The following is a 20,920-nucleotide window of genomic DNA, read 5'->3' as shown; positions in this document are numbered from 1 at the left end:
CACACTGAGCTCCACCAGCATCAGGCCCAGGCCCTCCACCTCGCACGGCGATATCGAGGTGATCGAACCTGTGACCAGCGGTGTCAAGCATCAGGTGAAGCCAACGTGTCAAGCATCAGCCGAAACACGACAAGTGCAGCTCTTCACCGCGTGCGGGAAGGACATCGACTTCTTCGAAGACTTCCGTCGCCGCTACCGCCACGCCTTCGACCTGTACTTCGTCCAGGTGCCGGAGAATCTTCGCACGATCGCCATGACCGAATCGATGGCAAAGAAGATCGTCTCCTTCGACATCATGACGGTGCACGGCCTGTTGCAGACGGAACGCTACGCGCGAGAGCTGTTCGTGGACGGCCAGATCGAGGCGCGGGAGGACATCGAGAAGTTCGTGCAGGCGCGCATGGAACGGCAAACGATCATGAGGCGGCCGAATCGCCCGGAGTGCCTGTTCTACGTGCACGAGCTCGCCCTGCAGACGCGTCTGGGTGACGCCCAGCTCATGGAAGACCAGTACCTGCGCCTTCTCTTCAACACGCACATCATCCGCGTCGTGCCCGCCAACATCAGGTCCGCCGCCTTTCAGTCGAAATGCACGCTGTACGAGTTCCCGAAGGCTGCTCCGGTGGTGTTCACGGAGACCAACATGGGCCAGTTGTTCGCGCAGGACAGCGCCGCCGTCGAGCGTGGCAAGCGGCTGTTCGAGCGACTGGAGGCCGTGGCCTTGGATGAGGAACAATCTCGGAGCAAGCTGGCGGAGTACGTCAGCGGACTGCGAGAGGACTCCCATGACCCGCGAACGGACCTGGCGTAAGAGCACGTTCAGCAGTGCCAACGGCTCAGGCGAATGCGTGGAGGTGTCTCTGGCCCACAACGCCCTTGTGCGCGACTCCAAGAACACAGGCGCGGTGCTCACGTTCTCCGCGCAAGCCTGGCAGGCGCTGGTCGGCCAGGTCAAAGCTCCCAGCTGACGAAGGCGCCGTCGTCGATCGACCCGCCCGTCTTCTTGTAGGTGGCCTGCGCCGCCGCGTCGCCCGCGGCGGTGCCCGTCCACATCGCGTAGCAACCCCGTTCCGCCGCAAGGGTTTTGAGGGCCTCGACCAACGCCGTGCCGATGCCGCGGCGCAGGAACGCGTCGTCCACGCCCAGTTCGTAGAGGAACATCTCGGTGCCCTTGTCCGGGTGGGTCGTCTCCACTCCGGACACGAAGCCGGCCGGCTGGTCGCCCACGTACGCGATCAGCAGGTGGCTGTGATCCTGCGCCAGGAAGCGTGACGTCGCGTCCGGCTGCGGCGGCGCGTCGAACAGGTGCGCGGCGGCGAACACGTCGTCGGGGGTGGCGGCGCGGCGGATCTTCATACCGCCAGGCTAGGTCAACTTGTGACAACTGGCCCGAAGGCGCGTCAGCGGTCCTCGACGACGGCGGGCAGCTTGCCGTTCTTGACCAGGTCGACCAGCTCGGCGTGGTCGGCCTCGGTCTGGTCGGCGTAGCCGAAGGCGTACTTGGCGAATGCCTCGTCGAGGTCGTCGCCGCCGCCGTTCTGGAAGTACCCGGCGAGCAGGCGCGGGTCGAGGGAGCGCGTGTGCGCGCGGGCCAGCAGGGCGCCGGCGAAGCGGCCGTAGTCGTCGAGGTCGTCGCGCTTCAGCGTGGTCGCGTCGATCTCGCCCTTGCGGTTGCGGAACTGCCGCACGATGAACGGGCGGCCCTCGATCGTCGTCCAGCCCAGCAGGATGTCGGTCTCGGCCTGCACGAGCCGCGCGCCGTGCACGATCCGCTTGCCCTCGTGCTTGGCTGGCTCGACGTCCAGGAACGGCTGCAGGGCGGACGACCGGGCTTCCTTGGCCTGCAGGACCAGTGCTTCCGAACCGTTGCCGTGCAACAGGATCAGATAGTTGCGCAGGCCGACGCTGCCGGTGCCGACGACGCGGAACGCCACGTCCGACACGCCGTAGCGCATGATCAGGTTGCGCCGGGACTCGCGCAGTGTGTCCACGTAGGACGGAAGCGCGGCGATCACGGCCTCTTCCGTCTCCGGGGAAACATCGGTGAACGTCGGCGGGTTCGTGATGAACCGCCACTTCTCGCCGTCGTGCGCGGTCCACTTCGCGGCGAACCGGGCGCTCGTGTTCTTGCGCGACTTCTCGGCGGCCTTGGAGAAGTCGTTGATCAGGTCGTCGGCCTTCACCTTCGACAGCACCGACTCGTCGCCCAGCGCGGTCCACGAGTCCATGAACGGGATCTCCGCGAGGTGCCTGATCGCGCCGCGATACGCCCGCACGGCGTCCTCGGCGGCGTCCCGGCAGCCCTTGTCGGACACGCCACCCACGCGGCCCGCCAGCACCAGAGACGCGACCAGCCGCTTCAGGTCCCACTCCCACGGGCCGGGCAGCGTCTCGTCGAAGTCGTTGATGTCCATGACGATCTGGCCCTCTGGCGTGCCGTAGAGGCCGAAGTTCGCTGCGTGTGCATCACCGCACAACTGAGCGTGCAGGCCGGTCGCGCACCCGGCGGCGAGGTCGCCCGCCTGGAGCCCGGCTGCACCGCGGAAGAACGCGAACGGGTTGGCGAGCATCCGCCCCACCCGCAACGGGATCAGGTGCTCCAGCCGTCCTTCGTTGCTGGCGTTCATGAACTCCAGCACGGACGGCCGCCGGGCGGCCAGCGACACCACCCGGTGCGCCCTGAAGTCCACAGAGGACCTCAACGCCTTCCCCCGCGCATACACCTCTTCAGGCTCAGTCCACGTGCCCAACGCGGCGGCAGCCTCAGCCCGAACCCGTTCACCCATACGAGTAATCATGCCTCAGGTGAAAACGATGAAGGGCTCCTTCATCCACCTCACGTGGATGAAGGAGCCCTTCATCGAGCACCCAAATCGGGCTAAACGGGACGAACGACCTCGGCGATCGCCTGGACGCCCAGGTCGATCTCGTCGCGGGTGATGACCAGCGGGGGAGCGACGCGCAGGGTGGTCGCCTGGGTCTCCTTGCACAGCACGCCACGAGTGGCCAGCGCCTCGGAGGCCGCGCGGCCGACCGGGCCGCCGGGGGAGAGCTCGACGCCTGCCCACAGCCCGCGGCCGCGGACCTCGGCGATGCCGTGGCCGACCAGCTCGCCCAGCGAGGAGTGCAGGTACGCGCCCAGCTCACGCGAGCGCTCCTGGAACTCGCCGGTCTCCAGCAGCCGCACGACCGCGCGGCCGACGGCGCAGGCCAGCGGGTTGCCGCCGAACGTCGACCCGTGCTCGCCCGGCTTCAGCACGCCCAGCACCGCGCGTGAACCGACCACGGCGGACACCGGCAGGATGCCGCCGCCCAGCGCCTTGCCGAGCGTGTAGAGGTCGGCGCGCACACCCTCGTGGTCGAGGGCGAACAGCGTGCCGGTGCGGCCGAGGCCCGACTGGATCTCGTCGGCGATCATCAGCACGTTGTGCTCGTCGCACAGGCGGCGGATGCCGGGCAGGTAGCCGGCGGGCGGCACGACGACGCCCGCCTCGCCCTGGATCGGCTCGATCAGGATCGCGGCCGTGCGCGGCGAGATCGCGGACTCGATCTCGTCGAGGTTGCCGTACTTCACGACCTTGAAGCCCGGCGTGAACGGGCCGAAGTCGTTGCGCGCGGTCTCGTCGGTCGAGAACGACACGATCGTCGTGGTGCGGCCGTGGAAGTTGGACCCGGCGACGATGATCTCCGCCGTGCCCTCCGGCACGCCCTTGACCTGGTACGCCCACTTGCGCGCGACCTTGATCGCGGACTCCACGGCCTCGGCGCCGGAGTTCATCGCGAGCACCATCTCGGTGCCGGTCAGGGTGGCCAGCTCGCGGCAGAACAGGCCGAACTGGTCGTGGTGGAACGCGCGGCTGGTCAGCGTCACGCGGCCGAGCTGCTCGACGGCGGCGGCCACCAGGGCGGGGTGGCGGTGGCCGAAGTTCAGCGACGAGTAGCCCGACAGGAAGTCGAGATAGCGGCGGCCTTCGACGTCGGTGACCCACGCCCCCTCGCCGTGCGAGATGACCACCGGCAGCGGGTGGTAGTTGTGGGTGCTCCATTCTTCGTCTAGTGCGACGTAGTCAGCGCTGGTGGTGGTCTGGTGCTCAGCGATGGCTGTCATCCTCCAAGGCTAAGGGCGCGAACAAGCGATTTCAGCCGCCAAGCATTGCGCCTGACCTCAGTTCGTTGCGTAGATTCACCGAACAGTGGCTGAACATTGTGCAACCGGCGTACTTGACGGTTCATCGATACTCTGCGGTGATGGCGAAGAAGTCGGTTCGTGAAGCTCTGCGACTCGATGAGGTGGATCTCTCCACCCTCGATCCCGCCGGCCGTCCGGTCGGTCCCAGGAACAAGAAGGAGGCGGCCGACGACCTCGCCGCCACCGGGGCCGAGCTGGACGACCTGCAGGAGGCGTTGTACGCGGAGAACTCTCGCGCGGTGCTGCTCGTGCTGCAAGGCATGGACACCTCCGGCAAGGGCGGCGTCGTCCGGCACGTCGTCGGGCTGGTGAACCCCCAGAGCGTGCGCATCGCGTCGTTCAAGAAACCGACTCCCGCCGAACGGCGCCAGCACTTCCTGTGGCGGATCAGGAAGGTCCTCCCGGAGAAGGGGCACATCGGCGCGTTCGACCGCTCCCACTACGAGGACGTGCTCGTGCCCAAGGTCGAGCGTCTGCTCACGGCCGCCGAGATCAAGAAGCGCTACCAGGAGATCAACGCGTTCGAGCGGGAGCTCGCCGACGACGGTGTCGCGGTGATCAAGTGCTTCCTGCACATCTCGCCTGAGGTGCAGAAGGAGCGGCTGCTCGCCCGGCTGGACGACCCGCGCAAGCACTGGAAGTACAACCCGGCGGACATCGACGTGCGCTCGAAGTGGTCGAAGTACCAGGACGCGTACACGCAGGCGTTGAAGAACTGCCGTGACACGCCCTGGTACGCGATTCCGTCCGACCGCAAGTGGTACCGCAACTGGGCGGTCAGCCGGTTGCTGCTGGAGACCATGCGCGAGATGGACCCGAAGTTTCCGCCGCCCGCCTACGACATCGAGGCCGAGAAGGCCCGGTTGATCTCGAACGACCCGTTGCGCTGAGCGCAACTTCATTGCGCCTATTGCCTGACTGTAACGGTCTAGGCCACTGTGGGCTGCGCCGCCGCCCGAGAACCTCGGAGGTGCGAACGTGGGTGTGGACCGGCGACGTTTTCTCGGAGCCATGGGTGTGGGAGCAGGACTGCTGATGACCGGAGGAACCGCGGAAGCGGCAGCGGTGACGCGGAGAGTTTTCTTCGGCGCTTACACGACGTGGAGCGGCGGCGCCAAAGGCATCGGCATCGGCACCTACGACACGTCGAACGGCCAGCTGAAGGCAACAGGCGTGATCAGCGGCGTGGTCAACCCGTCGTTCGTGATCGAGTCGCGCGACGGCCGGTTCCTGTACGCGGTCAACGAGACCAGCAAGGGCGAGGTCACCGCGATCAACGCGGGCACGCTCAAGGTGATCAACAAGCAGCCGACCGGCGGCGCGGACCCGTGCCACCTGACGCTCGACCCGTCCGGGAAGTTCCTGATCACCGCGGACTACTCGTCGGGCTCGCTCAGCGTGTTCCCGGTCAAGCCGGACGGCAGCCTCGGCGCGCGCACGCAGAAGGTGCAGCACAAGGGTTCCGGGCCGGACCCCGACCGCCAGGAGGGGCCGCACGCGCACCACATCGTGTTCGACCCGTCCGGCCGGCACGCGTTCGCGGTCGACCTCGGCGCCGACGCGGTGTTCGTCTACACGTTCGCCGCGGGCCAGCTGAAGCTCGTCTCGACGGCGAAGTTCAAGCCGGGAGCCGGACCGCGGCACATCGCGTTCCACCCGAACGGCAAGACCGCGTACGTCGCGAACGAGCTGGACTCGACGATCGTGGCCTGCACGTACGCCGACGGGAAGCTCACGCCGGGGCAGGTGCTGAAGACCGCGCCGTCCGGGTCCGTGCGCAACTACCCGGCCGAGGTGCTGGTGTCCGGCGACGGCAAGAACGTCTACCTGTCCAACCGCGGGCACGACAGCGTCGCGCACTTCGCGGTCAACGGCTCCGAGCTCACCCTGGTCGGCCACACGCCGGTCGGTGGCAAGTACCCGCGGCACATCACGCTCGACCCGTCCGGGCAGTTCCTGTTCGCGGCCAACCAGAACTCGAACAACGTGACGTCGTTCGCGGTGGACCGAGCTTCGGGCAAGCTCACGCCGTCGGGCACGCCGCTGCAGACCGCGATCCCGGTCTGCGTGCTGCCCACACGACTGGGTTAATGCTCTTCTAGTCGATCGTCCACAGTGGTACTCCGACTGCCATGGGTCTCATGGCTGGGGTACTGGCAATTGCGTTGATGGCGCCCGCACCGATCGCGCCGGAGTACGTCGCACTCGGCGACTCCTACGCGTCCGGTGCGGGCGCCGGTTCCTATGTGGACGGCTCGTGCCGCCGCAGCGCGAACGCCTATCCGGCGTTGCGGGGCAAGGACTTCCCGTCGTTCAGGTTCGTGGCGTGCAGCGGTGCGACCACGAAGTCGCTCAAGTCGCAGTTCAGGGCGCTCACGCCGGCGACCACGCTGGTCACGATCACGATCGGCGGCAACGACCTCGGGTTCGTCGACGTGATGACGACCTGCACGCTGAACGGCGACAAGGCCTGCGTCTCGCGGGTCGCCAAAGCGGTGAAGTTCGTCCACGAGCAGCTGCCCGCCCGGCTCGACGGCGCCTACGCCACGATCAGGAGCTCAGCGCCGAATGCCGAGCTGGTCGTGCTCGGCTATCCGCGGCTGTTCACGCCGAACGACCAGTGCCGGACGCTCTCCAAGCGCAAGCGGCAGGCCCTCAACGACGCGGCCGACCAGCTGTCCGAGGTGACCGCGGCGGCCGCCGAACGGGCCGGTGCGCGGTACGTCGACGTCAGGGAAGCGTTTGCGGACCACGGCGTCTGCTCCGCGGAACCGTGGATGAACGCGCTGGTCAGCCCGACCGAAGACTCCTACCACCCGAACAAGGCGGGTCAGTTCGCGTACTTCGAGGCGTTGACAGCGCGACTCGGTAAGTTCTAACTTACCGTTCGTGGAGACTTACCAAGTGGCGTTCGCGGCGCTCGGCGACCCGACCCGCCGCGAGATCTTCACGCTGCTCGCGGCCAGGCCGCGGGCGGTGGGGGAGATCGCCGCCGAGCTGCCCGTGTCGCGGCCGGCCGTGTCCCAGCACCTCAAGGTGCTCAAAGAGGCACGGCTGGTCCGCGTCGAGGCGGAGGGAACACGGCGGCGGTATTCCGTCGACCATGTCGGTGTGGCCGCGATGCGCGACTACCTCGACGACGTGTGGGGTCAGGCTCTCGCGAACTTCGCTGCGGTGGTGGAGGAACAATGACGGAAGTACGGCGCTCGGTTGTCGTGAACGCGGGCGCGGACCACGCGTTCAAGGTGTTCACGGAGAAGTTCGTGACGTGGTGGCCTCCCGCGCACCACATCGGCGAGGCGGAGCTGAAGGACGTCGTCGTCGAACCACGCGAAGGCGGCCGCTGGTACGAGGTCGGCACCGACGGCGCCGAGTGCGACTGGGGAGCGGTGAAGGCCTGGGAGCCGCCGTCGCGCCTGCTGCTCGCCTGGCACCTCAACGGTGACTGGGACTACGACCCGGATCCGGCGCGCGCGTCCGAGGTGGAGATCACCTTCACGCCCGAGGGGGAGGGAACCCGCGTCGAGCTGGTGCACCGCGGGTTCGAGCGGCACTTCACCAAGCCGGAACGGGTCCGCGAGGGCGTGGGCGGAGAGGGTGGCTGGGGCGGAATTCTGCTCGGCTTCGCCAAGGCGTTCGTGTGATCATGCGCGGGTGAATTCGTTGAGGGAGGTCACGGCCACCCGGTATGTGACGCCGTTCCGCGAGGGCGGGTCGATGCCGGGTCTGGTCGAGGCCGACGACCTGGGTATGTACGTGGTCAAGTTCCGCGGCGCCGGACAGGGTGTGAAGGTGCTCGTCGCCGAGATCGTGGTCGGCGAGCTGGCGCGGCGGCTGGGCTTCCGGATACCGGAGATCGTCCTGGTGCATCTCGACCCGGAGCTGGCGCGCGCGGAACCCGACCAGGAGGTCCAGGAGCTGCTGCGGGCGAGCGGCGGCCTCAACCTCGGCCTCGACTACCTGCCCGGCTCGTTCGACTTCAACCCGATCGTGCGCGACCCCGGCGTCGAGCTCGCGACGAAACTGCTGTGGCTGGACGCGTTGGTGCTCAACGTCGACCGCAGCTGGCGCAACCCGAACATGTTGCTGTGGCACCGCGACGTGTGGCTGATCGACCACGGCGCCTCGCTGTACTTCCACTACTCGTGGAGTCCAGAGAGGCCCGCCACGAAAGACTTCCGGTTCGACCCGTCCGACCACGCGATGCTGCCGAACGCGGGTTCACTGTCCGAAGTGGACGCCGAACTGAGCGCGAAGATCACGCCGGAGCTGCTCGACGAGGTGCTCGCCCTGGTCCCCGACGAGTGGCTGGACGGCGATCCGGTAGAACTGCGGCAGCGTTACAAGGACTTCTTCACCTACCGGCTCGCCCACCGCGGCTGGGTCGACTCGCTGGAGGCCGCGCGTGCCGCACGTGTTTGAGTACGCGCTGCTGCGGGCCGTGCCGCGGCAGGAGCGGGGCGAGTTCATGAACGTCGGCGTCATCGTCTACTGCGCCGCACTGGACTTCCTGTGCGCCAAGACCTATGTGGACGGTGACCGGCTGCGGGCGCTGGACCCGCGGCTGGACGTCGAGATGCTGGAGACGTCGCTGAAGCACCTCACCAACTCGTGCGACGGCACCCCCGAGGCCGGTCCGGTCAGCAGGACCACGATCGGGCAGCGGTTCCGCTGGCTGACCGCACCCCGCAGCACGATCGTGCAGACCTCACCCACGCACACGGGATTCACCGACGACCCGTCGGCCGAGGTCAACCGCCTGTTCGAAGCGCTGGTGCTGCCACCCCGGTAGGTTTCTCGCAACCTGACGGGACGCATCGCGTCCCTAGGTGCAAAGCGAAACTAAAGCGATCGGGGTTGGCGACACATGAGCGCTGGGTATCACCACGGCTACCAGCAGCCGCGGCGTCCCATGCCGCCGCAGCGGCCGATGAGGAAGAAGAGGCGTCCCGGACGCGTCATCCTGGTGCTGCTGCTGGTCCTGCTGCTGGCCGCAGTCGGCTTCGGCTTCTACGTCGACTCGACGTTGAAGCGGATCGACGCGCTGCCGGACTACGAGGGCCGTCCTGCCGAGACGCCCGGCACCACGTGGCTGCTCGTCGGTTCCGACGCTCGCGAAGGGCTGACGCAGGAGCAGAAGGACGCGCTCGCCACCGGCGACGCGGCCGGCCGGCGCACCGACACGATCATGATGCTGCACCTGCCGGACAACAGCGCCGCCAAGCCGGTGCTGCTGTCGATCCCGCGCGACTCCTACGTCGCGATCGAGGGCAACGGTCGCAACAAGATCAACGCCTCGTACGCGTTCGGCGGTCCCCAGCTGCTCGTGAAGACCGTCGAGGGCGCCACGGGCGTGCGGATCGACCACTACATGGAGATCGGCTTCGGCGGCTTCTCCGACATGGTCGACGCGGTCGGCGGGGTCGACATCTGCATCGACGAGCCGATCAAGGACCCGCTGGCCGGCATCGACCTGCCCGCGGGCTGCCAGGAGCTCGACGGCCCGAAGGCGCTCGGGTTCGTGCGGACCCGCGCGTTCGCGACCGCCGACCTGCAGCGCGTGCAGAACCAGCGGAAGTTCCTGTCCGCGTTGTTCGCGAAGGTCAAGAGCCCGGCCACGCTGGCCAACCCGTTCCGCCTGGTGCCGCTGATGAACGCGGCGTCCGGCTCGGTGTCGGTCAACGAGAGCGACCACGTGTGGCACCTGGCGAGCGTCGCGTTGAACATGAGCGACGCGACGTCAGGAACGGTGCCGGTCGGGTCCACGCCGACGGTGCCCGGTGCCGGATCGGTCGTGCAGTGGAACAAGGAGAAGGCGTCGCAGCTCTTCGACCTGATCAGCAAGGACGAGCCGGTGCCCGCCGAACTGATCGCCCCTCCGAAGTAGCTCCTACTGCTTGGCGGGCTCGGAAGTGGGCTCCGAGCTGGTCAAACCGGCCTCCTGTGCGATGTCCTCGAGCTCGCGCAGGAGGTCGTCGTAGATCGGTGTCGCGGACATCGGTGTCCCCCTCTTTCTGGATCTTCCCCCGTTCAGGTGACGGGAGCTTACGCCCCTGTACCCGTTCTTCACTCGCCATATGCCTGTGAGACGCTAAATGGTGGCTAAAGCCACCTGGTGACCAGGCGTTATGTGGGCCCGCCACATGTTTCTCACGCCGTGTGACGCCTACCGTTTCCGGTCATGTCGAGTGTCACGGGTCACACCGCGCTGGTCACCGGAGCCGCGAGCGGCATCGGCCTGGCCTGCGCCCGCGCCCTGTCCGAGGCCGGCGCGAAGGTTCATCTGGTCGACCTCGACCCCGGCGTGCGGGACATCGCGTCCGAGATCGGCGGGGTCGGGCACGTGCTCGACCTGACCGAACCGGTGGACGCGTTGCCCGCCGAGGTCGACGTGCTGGTCAACAACGCAGGTGTCCAGCACGTCGCACCGATCCACGAGTTCCCCGCCGAGCGCTTCTCGGCGATGGTCGAGCTCATGCTGGGGGCGGCGTTCCGGCTCACCCGGCACGTGCTGCCGCACATGTACTCGCGCGGCTGGGGCCGGTTGGTCCACATCTCCAGCGTGCACGGACTTCGTGCCTCCGCGTTCAAATCCGCCTACGTCGCCGCGAAGCACGGCCTGGAGGGCTTCTCCAAGGTCGCCGCGCTGGAGGGTGCGCCGCACGGCGTCACGTCGAACTGCGTGGCGCCCGGTTACGTGCGGACTCCGTTGGTGGAGAAGCAGATCGCGGACCAGGCGAGGGTGCACGGCATTTCCGAGGACGACGTTTCCTCGCAGATCTTGCTGCAGCGCAGTGCCATCAAACGGCTGATCGAGCCTTCCGAGGTCGCGGATGCCGTGTTGTGGTTGTGCGACAACAGTTTTGTCACCGGTACGTCGTTGGCCGTCGACGGCGGCTGGACTGCTCAATGAGGAGTTGTCGATGATCAAAAAGGTAGTGGGCGCTTCACTCATCGGGACAACTGTCGAGTGGTACGACTTCTTCCTCTACGGGTCGGCCGCGGCTCTGGTGTTCAACAAGCTGTTCTTCCCGACCGCGGATCCGCTGACCGGCACGCTGCTCGCGTTCACCACGTACGCGATCGGCTTCCTCGCCAGGCCGTTGGGCGGCCTCGTCTTCGGACACTTCGGGGATCGCTTGGGGCGCAAGAGGTTGCTGGTGTTGTCGTTGCTGCTGATGGGTGGCGCGACGATGCTGATGGGCGTGCTGCCGACGTACGCGTCGGTGGGTGTGCTCGCGCCGTTGCTGCTGACGTTCCTGCGGCTGGTCCAGGGGTTCGCTCTGGGCGGCGAGTGGGGCGGTGCCGTGCTGATCGTGTCCGAGCACGGCGACCCGGCGCGGCGCGGGTTCTGGGCGTCGTGGCCGCAGGCGGGTGCGCCGGGCGGAAACCTGCTGGCGACGGCCGTCCTGGCGGTGCTGGCGGCAGTGCAGTCGGACGCGGACTTCCTGGCGTGGGGCTGGCGGATCCCGTTCCTGCTCTCCGGTGTGCTGGTCGTGATCGGCCTGTGGATCCGGCTGCAGGTGGCCGAGTCGCCGGTCTTCCTGGAGGCGCAGAAGAAGGCGCCCAAGCACGAGAAGGCGCCGGTGTTCGAGCTGTTGCGGCACAACTGGCGTGAGGTGCTGGTCGCGATGGGCGCGCGGCTCGCTGAGAACGTGTCGTACTACGTGATCACGGCGTTCATCCTGGTGTACGTCACGACCGGGCTGGGGCTGTCGAAGTCGGTGGGGCTCAACGCGGTGCTGATCGCCTCGGCGGTGCACCTGGTGACGATCCCGGTCTGGGGTCACCTGTCGGACCGGTTCGGGCGGCGTGCGATCTACCTGGTCGGCGCGGTGGGCATGGCGGTGTGGGTGTTCGCGTTCTTCGCGTTGCTCGACACTCGCGATCCCGTGCTGATCACGCTGGCGACGACCGTCGGACTCGTGCTGCACGGCGCGATGTACGGGCCGCAGGCGGCGTTCTTCTCGGAGCTGTTCGGCACGCGGGTGCGGTACTCGGGCGCGTCGATCGGCTACCAGCTCGCCTCGATCGCGGCCGGTGCGCTGGCGCCGCTGATCGCGACGGCGTTGCTGAAGGCCTACAAGTCGTCGTTCCCGATCTCGATCTACGTGGTGGCGATGTGCGTGCTCACGGTCGTGGCGGTCGTGGTGGCGCGCGAGACCCGTGGTGCGGATCTGGAGGAACGTGACAGGGTTGGAGTGTGACACGACGGCGTGAGGCCGAACTGGCGGCGTTGTTCGAGACCGCGTCCGAGCTCGCGGGCATGCGCGACCCGGACGCGGTCCTCCGCTCGATCGTGCGGAGGGCGCGCACCCTGCTCGGCACCGACGTGTCGTACCTGTCGATGAACGACCCGGCCGGCACCTACATGCGGGTGACGGACGGGTCGTTCTCGCCGCTGTTCCAGAAGGTCCGGCTGGGGCTCGGCGAGGGCCTGGGCGGGCTGGTGGCGCAGACCGCCCGCCCGTACGCGACGTCCGACTACTTCGCCGACGCCCGGTTCAACCACACCCGGCCGATCGACTCCGCGGTGCGGGACGAGGGCCTGATGGCGATCCTGGGCGTGCCGCTGAAGCTCGACTCGAAGGTCATCGGCGTGCTGTACGCGGCCGACCGGACCACGCGGGAGTTCCCGCCGGAGGAGGTCGCGCTGCTGCAGTCGCTGGCCGACCACGCGGCGATCGCGATCGACACGGCGTCGTTGTTCGCGACGATCCAGTCGCACAACGAGGCCATGAAACGGGCGGAGGAGGCGCACGACCGGCTCACGGACCTGGTGCTGCGCGGTGGTTCGTCGGCCGAGGTCGCGGCGGCCGTGGGGGAGTTGCTCGGCGGGCCGGTCGAGGTGCTGGAGACCGTGCCCTCGCTGGCGGTGCGGGCCAACGGACGCGCCGTGCTGCTCGACGACGTGTGGGTGTGCGCGGTGCTGGCGGGATCGGAGCTGCTCGGCGGGATCGCGCTGTCCGGACGTCCCGACCTGTCGGACGCGGACCGGCGGCTGTTCGAGCGGTCGGCGGCCGTGACGGCGTTGCTGTTGCTGCTGCGCAGAACGGTGGCGGAGGCCGAGAACAAGGTCCGCGGCGAGCTGATCACCGACATCCTCGACGGGCGCGATCCCGCCGGGTTGCTGGCGCGGGCGCGGCGGGTCGGGGTCGAGCTGACCGAGCCCCACGTGGTGCTGGTGGCGGACGGAAACCTGTCGGGGGCCACGCATTACGCCTCGGTCCACAGAGGACTGGCGGGTTCGCGCGGGCGGGAGGTCGTGCTGGCGTTGCCGTCCACGTCCACGGGGATCGCCCGCGAGGTCGCGAAGGCGCTGGACGCGACGGTGGGTGCGTGCGGGCCGGTGACCGGGCCGGTGGCGATCGCGGCGGCCTACGAGGAAGCGCGCAGGTGTCTGAAGGCGTTGCGGCAGCTGGGGCGGGAGAAGGACGCCGCGACGATGGACGACCTCGGATTCGTCGGCGTGCTGCTGGGCGACCGCGCGGACGTCTCGGGGTACGTGCGGTCGGTGCTCGGGCCGGTGCTCGACTACGACGCCGAACGCGGCACGGAACTGGTGCACACGCTGGAGGTCTACTTCCGGTGCGGTGCGAACCTGAGTCGTGCCAAGGCGGAGCTGCACCTCCACGTCAACACGGTCACGCAACGGCTCGACAGGGTCTCGACGTTGCTCGGCGACTGGCAGTCGCCGGATCGTGTGCTGGAGGTGCAGCTCGCCCTGCGCCTACTTCGCTTGTTGGGCTAGAGCATCGCCCGCCGGCGCGTCCGAGTTGCCGAACGGCTTGGCGATCGCCATGTACACCAGGCCGATGCCGACGACGAGCGCGCCGCTGAGGATCACGACGTAGTTGTCGTACCAGGGCGCGTCCGGGGTGCGGGGCCAGACCATGTTCACCATCGCCGCGACGCCGTACGCGAGCGCCAGGACGTTGACGACGAGGCCCCACCGGCCGAGCGTGAACTCGCCCGACGGCACCCAGCCCTTGAGCCTGGCCCGCAGCGCCGCGAACACGACCATCTGGAAGCCCAGGTAGATGCCGAGCGTCGCGAACGACACGATCTTGTCCAGCGCGTTCGTGGACAGCATCGACGCGAACACGATGACCACCGGGACGACGCCGGCGAGCGCCAGGGCGTACGGCGGGATGTGCCGCTTCTGGTCGAACTTCGCGAGCGCCCTGTGCCCGGACAGCATCTTGTCGCGGGCGTAGGAGTAGGTCAGCCTCGACGCCGCCGCCTGCAGGGACATCGTGCAGGACAGGAACGAGATCAGCACGACCGCGATCACGATCTTGTAGCCGACCGGGCCGAACGCGTTCGTCAGGACGTTCGTGACCGGGTCGGCGTCCTCGCCGCTGATGACCTTGCCGAAGTCCGGGACCGCGAGCAGCAGCGACAGGCACGCGAACGTGGCCGCCGCGCCGCCGATGTAGATGGTGCGGCGCATGGCCTTCGGGATCACGCGGCCGGGATCCTTGACCTCCTCCGCGGTGTCACCGCAGGCCTCGAAGCCGTAGTACTGGTAGAGGCCGATGATGCCCGCCGCGAAGAACGCGGGCAGGTAGCTGCCCGGTTCGCCGGCGCCGAAGTTGTCGAACAGCACGCCCAGGCCGTGCACCCGGTTGTCGACGAGCAGCCAGATGCCGACGACGAGAGCACCGACGATCTCCGCCGCGAACCCGAAGATGGCGGCCCACGACAGGACCTTCGTGCCCGCGTAGTTGATCAGCGTGGAGACCACGATGATCGCGATCGCGCACAGCACGGTGTTGCCGACGGTCGCGGTGTAGCCGAGAAGTGTTGCCAGATAAGGGCCCGCGCCGTAGCTCACGGACGCGATGGTGACCAGCAGGGCGATCAGGTAGACCCAGCCGGTCATCCACGCCCAGCGCTTGCCCCACAGGCGGCGGGCCCACGGGTAGACGCCGCCCGCGACCGGGTACTGCGCGACGAGCTCGCCGAACACGAGCGCGACCAGGAACTGGCCGACGCCCGCGACGACGAAGCTCCAGATCATCGGCGGGCCGCCCAGGGCGAGGGCGGTGCCGAACAACGTGTACGTGCTGACCACGGGGGAGAGATAGGTGAAGCCGAGCGAGAAGTTCGCCCACGGGCTCATGTCCCGTTTGAACTCCGAGGTGTAGCCGAGGTCCTTGAGCCTGTCCGCTTCCGTCAGGGTGGCCGTCATCCGACCACCCCCTTGATCAGATCTGCGGCTCGTTCTCCAATCATGAGGACCGTGACCATCGGGTTCACGGTGGGCATGGTGGGGAACACGGACGCGTCGACGACCCGCAGGCCTTCGAGTCCGATGACCTTCAGGTCACCGTCCACAACGGACCCGATCGCGCAGGTGCCCGCCGGGTGGTAGACGGTGTGGGCCGCCCTGCGGCCGTACTCGGACAGGGCCTCGTCGCTCTGGACGTCCGGGCCAGGCGCGATCTCCCGCTTGAGCCACGACTTCAGCGGTTCCTGCTCGGCGATCTTGCGCGCGATCTTGAAGCCGTCGACGAGGGTCTGCTCGTCGTAGCCGTCGGGGTTGGTGAAGTAACCGAAGTCAAGTGCGGGCTTCTCCGCCGGGTCGTTCGACTTCAGCCACAGCTTGCCCTTGCTGTGCGGCCTGGGGATGTTCGGCGTCATGCAGACCCCGTGCTCCACCTTCGGGTAGCCGAGGCGTTCCGTGTTGGTGGTGAACGGAATTTGGTAGAAGTGGAACATCAGGTCCGGGCGCGGGTCGGAGGAGTCGCGGCGGATGAACAGACCCGCGTCGGAGTCCATCACCGAGTTCTCCGGCAACGGCCTGGTGGTCTCCCAGACGATGACCGACTCGGGGTGGTCCAGCAGGTTCTCACCGACGCCGGGCAGGTCGTGCTTCGGCTCGATGCCGATGCTGCTGAGGTGCTCGGCGTCACCGATGCCGCTCAGCATCATCAACCGGGGCGTGTCGATCGCGCCCGCGCAGAGCAGAACCTCTTTGTTGGCCTCGACGTAACCCTTGTCGGTGTGCACGCCGATCGCGCGGGTGCCGTCGAACTCGATCTTGCTCGCCCAGGTGTTGAGCAGCAGGGTCAGGTTCTTGCGGCTGTCGAGGATCGGGTGCAGGTAGGCGGTGGACGCCGACGACCGCTGGTTGTTCTTCTCCGGGTGGTAGGCGATGGAGAAGAAGCCGACGCCGTCCTCGAACGGCTTCGCGTTGAAGTTGTCGATCTCCGGGACACCGGTGGCCTTCTGCGCGGCGGCCACGAAGTCCTTGGCGATCGGGTTCCTGTCCTTCTCCTCGACCGGGATGATGTTGAGCGCGACCTTGTCGTAGTACGGGCCGATCGCGTCCCACGTCCAGCCGTGGCCCCAGTCGTCGAAGTCCTGGGGCAGCGGGTTGAAGCAGATCAGCGTGTTGTGGCTGGAACAACCGCCAAGGACCTTCGCGCGGCTGTGCCGGATGTGCGAGTTGCCCCGCGGCTGCTCGACCGTCGGGTAGTCGTAGTCGTACTCGGTCTCCAGCAGGTTGATCCAGTTGCGCAGGTTGAGGATCTTCTCGTCGCCGACGTCGGACGGGCCGCCCTCGATGACCGCGACCGTGACGTTCTCGTCTTCGGTCAGTCTCGCCGCGAGCACGCAGCCCGCCGTACCACCGCCGACGATCACGTAGTCATGTGCGGTCACTGGGAATCCTTTCGTGCGAACCAGTTCTGGGCAGCGGGCTTGAGGTTCTGGTAGACGTGCTTGGGCTCGGTGTACTCGTGCAGGCCCGCGGTGCCGAGCTCACGGCCGACGCCGGAGCGCTTGAAGCCGCCCCACTCCGCCTGCGGCAGGTAGGGGCCGAACTCGTTGATCCACACCGTGCCGTGGCGGAGCTTCTTCGCCACGCGCTGGGCCTTGTCGAGGTCCTGGCTCCAGACACCGCCCGCGAGGCCGTAGTCCGTGTCGTTGCCGAGGAACGTGGCCTCGTCCTCGGTCTCGAAGCGTTCGGCGGTGATGATCGGGCCGAAGGTCTCGTCCTGGACGAGCTTCATCGTGCGGGTGCAGTCCGCGTACACCGTGGGGCGGAAGAAGAAACCGTTCTGCAGCTCGGGTTCGTCCGGTCGCTTGCCGCCCGCCTTGAGGGTGGCGCCCTCCTGCTCGGCGATCTCGACGTAGCTCTCGACCTTCGCGCGGTGCTCGGCACTCACCAGCGGGCCGGACTCGGTGTCCTCGTCGAACCCGTTGCCCAGCTTGATCTTGTCGGCCCGGCGCGCGACCTCGTTGACGAAGTCGTCGTAGATGTCGGTGTGCACGATGAGCCTCGTGCCGGACGAACACACCTGGCCCGCGTGGAAGAACGCGGCGGTGAGCGCGTAGTCGACCGCGGTGTCGATGTCGGCGTCCGCGAAGACGATGTTCGGGTTCTTGCCGCCGAGCTCGAGCGCGACCTTCTTCACGGTCTTCGCGGCCGACGCCATGATCCGCTGGCCGGTCGCGAGGCTGCCGGTGAACGAGATGAGGTCGACGTCGGGGTGTTCGCTCAGCGGCGCGCCGACCTCGGGGCCGGTGCCGAGGACGAGGTTCGCCACGCCGTCGGGCAGCCCGGCTTCCCGCATGAGCTCGAACAGCTTGATGGTGGTGAGCGGCGTGATCTCGCTGGGCTTCGCCACGAGCGTGTTGCCGGCGAGCAGCGCCGGCGCGATCTTCCAGGAGATCTGCAGCAGCGGGTAGTTCCAGGGCGCGATCATGCCGCAGACACCGACGGGTTCGTAGTCGATGCGGCTGATGACGTCGGGCGGCGTGCCCTGGACGATCTTCGGGTGCAGCAGTCCTGCGAGGTTGCCGTAGTAGCGGAACACGGCGACGACGTCGTCCACGTCGATGCGGCTCTCCACCAGCGTCTTGCCGGTGTCGAGCGTCTCGGTGCGGGCGATGTCCTCCTTGTCGCGCTCCAGCAGGTCCGCGATCCGGTTCAGCACGGCGGCGCGGTGTTCCGGGCCCGAGTGCTGCCAGTCGCCGTGGTCGAAGGCGTTTCTGGCCTTCGCGATCGCCTGGATCGCCTGTTCGCGGGTTTGGTCCTCGACCTCGGTGAGAACACTCTGGTCGAAGGGGTTGATGATCTGCCGCACCGGCGACACTGACTGCCTCCCTGTTCGTCTGTCCACGAAGGACAATGGGGTGTAGCCGATCGCCGGTGGCGGTAAACCGTGACGACCGTCTCAAGTGGTCTGAGCTCAATCTTCACCACGTCTTTCGGCGCCCAGCAGGGCACCTCACGGCACCCGTCTGAACGGCGAAACACGCGGCGAAGGTTCGAACTCAGACCACTTGCTTCAAATTCCTGCGCAGCCGGGTGAAAAGTCGAGCGTTGCTCATTGCCACAATGCCGACAATGTCCTCTTCGTTCTGACTGTCTCGATAGGTCGCGACGAACTTCCTGTCCTCGATGGACCCATCTTCGAGGCGAACGTCGTCCGTCGCCCGTCCGATGAACTGGATCCGCACGCCGTACTGGTCGGACCAGACGTAACCGCCGTTGGTGTGCGTCGCGACCGTCTCGCCCGCGAGCAAGTTGCGAGTGGCAACTTGTGCCTGTTCGGTCGCGGACGTCCAGTGCTCGGCGCGATGGCCCGCGCAGTTCGCGACGTCGCCGACGGCCACGATGTTCTTCAGGTTCGTCACGCCGCCCGCGTCGCACACGACGCCGTTGCCGACCTTGACGGGTCCGCCGGCGAGCCAGTCCGTCGCGGGGCGCATGCCGATGCCCGCGACGACGACGTCGGCGTCGACACGGCGTCCATCAGCGAGGTTGATTCCGCCGTCAACGTTGACTGAATCAACATTGACTCCCGTAATCAATGTTGATCCGTGGTCGCCGTGCAGTTGTCCACATGCGGCGCCCATCTCCGCGCCCAGCACGCGCGTGAGCGGCGTGGGGAGCGCCTCGACGACTGTGACGTCCTTGCCCAGAGCGCGCGCACTCGACGCGATCTCCGCGCCGATGAACCCGGCGCCGATGACGCCGACGTGCTGGGCGTTGGCGAACGCCTCGCGGAGGTTGATCGCGTCGTCGAGGGTGCGCAGGACGCGGGTGTTCGGGATCGTCCGCGGTACGCCGCCGGTCGCGATGACGACGCCGTCGGCCTCGACCGTCGTGCCGTCGGCGAGCGCGACCTCGCCGCTGGAGAGCAGTGCGGTCGCGCGGTTGTTCAGGCGCCATTCGGCGTTGAGGGCGTCGAGGTCCTCCTGGTCGGCGAGCGGTACGGCCTCGACCTTGCCGAGGAGGAAGTCCTTCGAGAGAGGAGGTCGGTCGTAGGGCAGATGGACTTCATCGCCGATGATGACGAGCCGTCCGTCGAACCCCTGCTGGCGCAGTGCCTGCGCCGACCTCAAACCGGCGAGCGAAGCGCCGATGATCGCGATCGTCCTCACGCCACGTCCTTGTTCACCTCGACATCGACATAGACCTCTCCATCCTTCACGTAGACGGGGTAGGTCTTCACCGGTCTTTTGGCGGGCAGACAGGTCGGCTCGCCGGTGCGAAGGTCGAACGACGCGGCGTGCAGCGGGCACTCCACGAAGCATCCTTCGAGCCATCCCTCGCTGAGGGAGGCGTCCTGGTGGGTGCAGGTGTCGTCGATGGCGTACAGGACACCGTCGGCGTTGAACACCGCGATCGGTGCATGAGGACCGACGATGCGCACCGCCTCTCCCGGGGGCAGGTCCATGAGAGCGCAGGCGCGGATCATCGTCGGCCTCCGTTGCGTGACGCGGCACACGTTCCGAATGACGCAACACAATGTGAGGCCCGCGCGACACGTAGTCAATAGTTCGAGTGAGTGTTTTGCCTGCCGGTTACTGTTGCGCCATGAGCAACTCCGACTCGGCAGCTCAGGTGCAGTCCGTCGACAGAGCCATCAGCGTGCTCGAACTGCTGGCCCAGGGAGAGGCCGGCATCACCGAAATCGCTGGTGAACTGGGTGTGCACAAGTCCACGGTGTCCAGACTCGTCTCGGTGCTGGAGGCGCGTGGCCTGGTCGAGCAGCTCGGGGAGAGAGGCAAGTACGCGATCGGCTTCGGCGTGGTCCGGCTCGCCGGTGCCGCCACCGGCCGCATGGATCTGACCAAGCTCGGCCAGCCCGTGTGCCAGGCGCTGGCCGACGAGTTCGGCGAGACCGTGAACATCGCCGTGCACGACGCCGGGGTCGCCATCAACATCACGCAGGCCCGTGGGTCGGCGGCCGTGTCGGCGGTGAACTGGATCGGGCAGCGCACGCCGCTGCACGCCACGTCGTCCGGCAAGGTCCTGCTCGCGTACCTGCCGCTCGCGGAACGCAAGCGGCTCGTGTCGCTGCCGCTCGACGCGTACACCGAGAACACGGTCGTCGACCCCGGCAAGCTCCTCGCCGAACTGGAGGTGGTCGCGTCGCAGGGGTACGCGGCGTGCTTCGAGGAGCTGGAGCTGGGGCTACACGCGGTCGCCGTCCCGGTGCGCGGGCATCGCGGTGAGGTCGTCGCGGCGATGAGCGCTTCGGGGCCGTCGTACCGCCTCTCGCGTGAACGCGTGGAGCAGATCGTGCCGTCGATGGTGTCGGCGGCCGCGGATCTGTCGGCGCAGCTCGGCTACTTCGCGGACTGACCCCACCAGGGGATCCGGCCCCAGTCGTCCAGGCTCGGCCAGGTGGCCAGCAGGCGTTCGGCGAGCGTGCCGCCGAACGCCACGGACGATCGCCCTGCTCGACGTTTTCGCTGGAAACCCGAACG

Annotated in this window: 22 protein-coding genes; 14 read left to right on the top strand and 8 right to left on the bottom strand. The window is 67.6% G+C overall.

From position 1 onward, the window contains the following. Positions 1-811 (top strand): DUF5753 domain-containing protein (locus IEZ09_RS29720; protein ID WP_229813070.1); only part of this gene is annotated, 811 nt, incomplete at its 5' end. Continuing rightward, positions 726-968, top strand: a complete 243-nt coding sequence (locus tag IEZ09_RS29715) for a DUF397 domain-containing protein (RefSeq protein WP_308427937.1) — start codon at positions 726-728, stop codon at positions 966-968. The genes IEZ09_RS29720 and IEZ09_RS29715, both read left to right, overlap by 86 nt. Here IEZ09_RS29715 and IEZ09_RS29710 read toward each other — a convergent pair. From IEZ09_RS29710 to rocD, 3 genes are all read right to left on the bottom strand, one after another. Then, on the bottom strand, positions 952-1,356 hold the full coding sequence (locus IEZ09_RS29710) for a GNAT family N-acetyltransferase (protein ID WP_189257091.1): 405 nt from the start codon (positions 1,354-1,356) through the stop codon (positions 952-954). The two genes, IEZ09_RS29715 and IEZ09_RS29710, sit on opposite strands and share 17 nt — an antisense overlap. A gap of 44 nt (positions 1,357-1,400) precedes the next feature. After that, a complete protein-coding gene (locus IEZ09_RS29705; protein ID WP_189257090.1) occupies positions 1,401-2,786 on the bottom strand; it encodes a DUF2252 domain-containing protein in 1,386 nt (461 codons plus the stop codon). A gap of 92 nt (positions 2,787-2,878) precedes the next feature. After that, entirely contained in the window at positions 2,879-4,108 is a 1,230-nt protein-coding gene (gene rocD, locus IEZ09_RS29700) for an ornithine--oxo-acid transaminase (RefSeq protein WP_189257089.1), read from the bottom strand. Positions 4,109-4,248: 140 nt separating this feature from the next. Here rocD and IEZ09_RS29695 point away from each other — a divergent pair, with 140 nt between their 5' ends. The 11 genes from IEZ09_RS29695 (at position 4,249) to IEZ09_RS29645 (ending at position 13,940) form a co-directional block, all read left to right on the top strand. Beyond that, positions 4,249-5,079: a PPK2 family polyphosphate kinase gene (locus IEZ09_RS29695; protein WP_189257088.1), complete on the top strand. Its 831-nt coding sequence runs from the start codon at positions 4,249-4,251 to the stop codon at positions 5,077-5,079. Between the two features lie 145 nt (positions 5,080-5,224). Further along, entirely contained in the window at positions 5,225-6,280 is a 1,056-nt protein-coding gene (locus IEZ09_RS29690) for a lactonase family protein (protein WP_189257087.1), read from the top strand. Positions 6,281-6,330: 50 nt separating this feature from the next. Further along, complete coding sequence (locus IEZ09_RS29685; RefSeq protein WP_229813069.1) at positions 6,331-7,068, top strand: SGNH/GDSL hydrolase family protein; 738 nt, start codon at positions 6,331-6,333, stop codon at positions 7,066-7,068. 10 nt (positions 7,069-7,078) lie between these two features. Then, positions 7,079-7,381, top strand: a complete 303-nt coding sequence (locus IEZ09_RS29680) for an ArsR/SmtB family transcription factor (protein WP_189257085.1) — start codon at positions 7,079-7,081, stop codon at positions 7,379-7,381. After that, entirely contained in the window at positions 7,378-7,833 is a 456-nt protein-coding gene (locus IEZ09_RS29675; RefSeq protein ID WP_189257084.1) for an SRPBCC family protein, read from the top strand. Before IEZ09_RS29680 ends, IEZ09_RS29675 begins: the two co-directional genes overlap by 4 nt. Positions 7,834-7,843: 10 nt before the next feature. After that, positions 7,844-8,611 carry a HipA family kinase gene (locus IEZ09_RS29670; RefSeq protein ID WP_189257083.1) on the top strand — a complete coding sequence of 256 codons (768 nt, stop codon included), beginning with the start codon at positions 7,844-7,846 and terminating at the stop codon, positions 8,609-8,611. Beyond that, a complete protein-coding gene (locus IEZ09_RS29665; protein WP_189257082.1) occupies positions 8,595-8,981 on the top strand; it encodes a DUF3037 domain-containing protein in 387 nt (128 codons plus the stop codon). The genes IEZ09_RS29670 and IEZ09_RS29665 overlap by 17 nt, the downstream gene beginning before the upstream one ends. A 75-nt stretch (positions 8,982-9,056) precedes the next feature. Beyond that, positions 9,057-10,076, top strand: coding sequence for an LCP family protein (locus IEZ09_RS29660; protein WP_189257081.1), 1,020 nt, complete (start codon positions 9,057-9,059; stop codon positions 10,074-10,076). A 294-nt stretch (positions 10,077-10,370) separates the two neighbouring features. Continuing rightward, positions 10,371-11,102 (top strand): 3-hydroxybutyrate dehydrogenase, encoded by a 732-nt coding sequence (locus IEZ09_RS29655; protein WP_189257080.1) that lies wholly within the window; start codon positions 10,371-10,373, stop codon positions 11,100-11,102. A 10-nt stretch (positions 11,103-11,112) separates the two neighbouring features. Beyond that, on the top strand, positions 11,113-12,396 hold the full coding sequence (locus tag IEZ09_RS29650) for an MFS transporter (protein ID WP_189257079.1): 1,284 nt from the start codon (positions 11,113-11,115) through the stop codon (positions 12,394-12,396). Then, entirely contained in the window at positions 12,393-13,940 is a 1,548-nt protein-coding gene (locus IEZ09_RS29645; protein ID WP_229813068.1) for a helix-turn-helix domain-containing protein, read from the top strand. Before IEZ09_RS29650 ends, IEZ09_RS29645 begins: the two co-directional genes overlap by 4 nt. Here the strand turns inward: IEZ09_RS29645 and IEZ09_RS29640 are convergent. The 5 genes from IEZ09_RS29640 to IEZ09_RS29620 all read right to left on the bottom strand — a co-directional run bounded on the left by IEZ09_RS29640 (position 13,920) and on the right by IEZ09_RS29620 (position 19,905). Continuing rightward, the gene (locus tag IEZ09_RS29640) at positions 13,920-15,383 is read right to left on the bottom strand and encodes an APC family permease (RefSeq protein ID WP_189257078.1); all 1,464 of its coding nucleotides are present in this window, start codon (positions 15,381-15,383) and stop codon (positions 13,920-13,922) included. The genes IEZ09_RS29645 and IEZ09_RS29640 overlap by 21 nt on opposite strands. Further along, positions 15,380-16,858 carry a GMC family oxidoreductase gene (locus tag IEZ09_RS29635; protein ID WP_229813067.1) on the bottom strand — a complete coding sequence of 493 codons (1,479 nt, stop codon included), beginning with the start codon at positions 16,856-16,858 and terminating at the stop codon, positions 15,380-15,382. Before IEZ09_RS29635 ends, IEZ09_RS29640 begins: the two co-directional genes overlap by 4 nt. After that, complete coding sequence (locus IEZ09_RS29630) at positions 16,855-18,294, bottom strand: aldehyde dehydrogenase family protein (RefSeq protein ID WP_229813066.1); 1,440 nt, start codon at positions 18,292-18,294, stop codon at positions 16,855-16,857. The genes IEZ09_RS29635 and IEZ09_RS29630 overlap by 4 nt, the downstream gene beginning before the upstream one ends. A 181-nt stretch (positions 18,295-18,475) precedes the next feature. Continuing rightward, a complete protein-coding gene (locus IEZ09_RS29625) occupies positions 18,476-19,588 on the bottom strand; it encodes an NAD(P)/FAD-dependent oxidoreductase (protein ID WP_189257076.1) in 1,113 nt (370 codons plus the stop codon). Then, positions 19,585-19,905 (bottom strand): bifunctional 3-phenylpropionate/cinnamic acid dioxygenase ferredoxin subunit, encoded by a 321-nt coding sequence (locus tag IEZ09_RS29620; RefSeq protein WP_189257075.1) that lies wholly within the window; start codon positions 19,903-19,905, stop codon positions 19,585-19,587. The genes IEZ09_RS29625 and IEZ09_RS29620 overlap by 4 nt, the downstream gene beginning before the upstream one ends. 119 nt (positions 19,906-20,024) lie before the next feature. Here IEZ09_RS29620 and IEZ09_RS29615 point away from each other — a divergent pair, with 119 nt between their 5' ends. Then, the gene (locus IEZ09_RS29615; protein ID WP_189257074.1) at positions 20,025-20,795 is read left to right on the top strand and encodes an IclR family transcriptional regulator; all 771 of its coding nucleotides are present in this window, start codon (positions 20,025-20,027) and stop codon (positions 20,793-20,795) included. Positions 20,796-20,920 lie beyond the last annotated feature (125 nt).

It is taken from the genome of Lentzea flava (assembly GCF_014648475.1).
In the GTDB taxonomy this organism is placed as follows: domain Bacteria; phylum Actinomycetota; class Actinomycetes; order Mycobacteriales; family Pseudonocardiaceae; genus Lentzea; species Lentzea flava.
Note: the sequence above shows the minus strand (reverse complement) of the source record. Positions and strands in the feature narration are given on the sequence as shown.

Excerpts from the sequence above, each read along its gene's own strand:
- IEZ09_RS29640 (WP_189257078.1), bottom strand. The coding sequence starts at position 15,383 with ATGACGGCCACCCTGACGGAAGCGGACAGGCTCAAGGACCTCGGCTAC.
- IEZ09_RS29620 (WP_189257075.1), bottom strand. The coding sequence starts at position 19,905 with ATGATCCGCGCCTGCGCTCTCATGGACCTGCCCCCGGGAGAGGCGGTG.
- IEZ09_RS29695 (WP_189257088.1), top strand. The coding sequence starts at position 4,249 with ATGGCGAAGAAGTCGGTTCGTGAAGCTCTGCGACTCGATGAGGTGGAT.
- IEZ09_RS29675 (WP_189257084.1), top strand. The coding sequence starts at position 7,378 with ATGACGGAAGTACGGCGCTCGGTTGTCGTGAACGCGGGCGCGGACCAC.
- IEZ09_RS29705 (WP_189257090.1), bottom strand. The coding sequence starts at position 2,786 with ATGGGTGAACGGGTTCGGGCTGAGGCTGCCGCCGCGTTGGGCACGTGG.
- rocD (WP_189257089.1), bottom strand. The coding sequence starts at position 4,108 with ATGACAGCCATCGCTGAGCACCAGACCACCACCAGCGCTGACTACGTC.
- IEZ09_RS29650 (WP_189257079.1), top strand. The coding sequence starts at position 11,113 with ATGATCAAAAAGGTAGTGGGCGCTTCACTCATCGGGACAACTGTCGAG.
- IEZ09_RS29710 (WP_189257091.1), bottom strand. The coding sequence starts at position 1,356 with ATGAAGATCCGCCGCGCCGCCACCCCCGACGACGTGTTCGCCGCCGCG.
- IEZ09_RS29715 (WP_308427937.1), top strand. The coding sequence starts at position 726 with ATGAGGAACAATCTCGGAGCAAGCTGGCGGAGTACGTCAGCGGACTGC.
- IEZ09_RS29660 (WP_189257081.1), top strand. The coding sequence starts at position 9,057 with ATGAGCGCTGGGTATCACCACGGCTACCAGCAGCCGCGGCGTCCCATG.
- IEZ09_RS29685 (WP_229813069.1), top strand. The coding sequence starts at position 6,331 with ATGGCTGGGGTACTGGCAATTGCGTTGATGGCGCCCGCACCGATCGCG.
- IEZ09_RS29615 (WP_189257074.1), top strand. The coding sequence starts at position 20,025 with ATGAGCAACTCCGACTCGGCAGCTCAGGTGCAGTCCGTCGACAGAGCC.
- IEZ09_RS29655 (WP_189257080.1), top strand. The coding sequence starts at position 10,371 with ATGTCGAGTGTCACGGGTCACACCGCGCTGGTCACCGGAGCCGCGAGC.
- IEZ09_RS29690 (WP_189257087.1), top strand. The coding sequence starts at position 5,225 with ATGACCGGAGGAACCGCGGAAGCGGCAGCGGTGACGCGGAGAGTTTTC.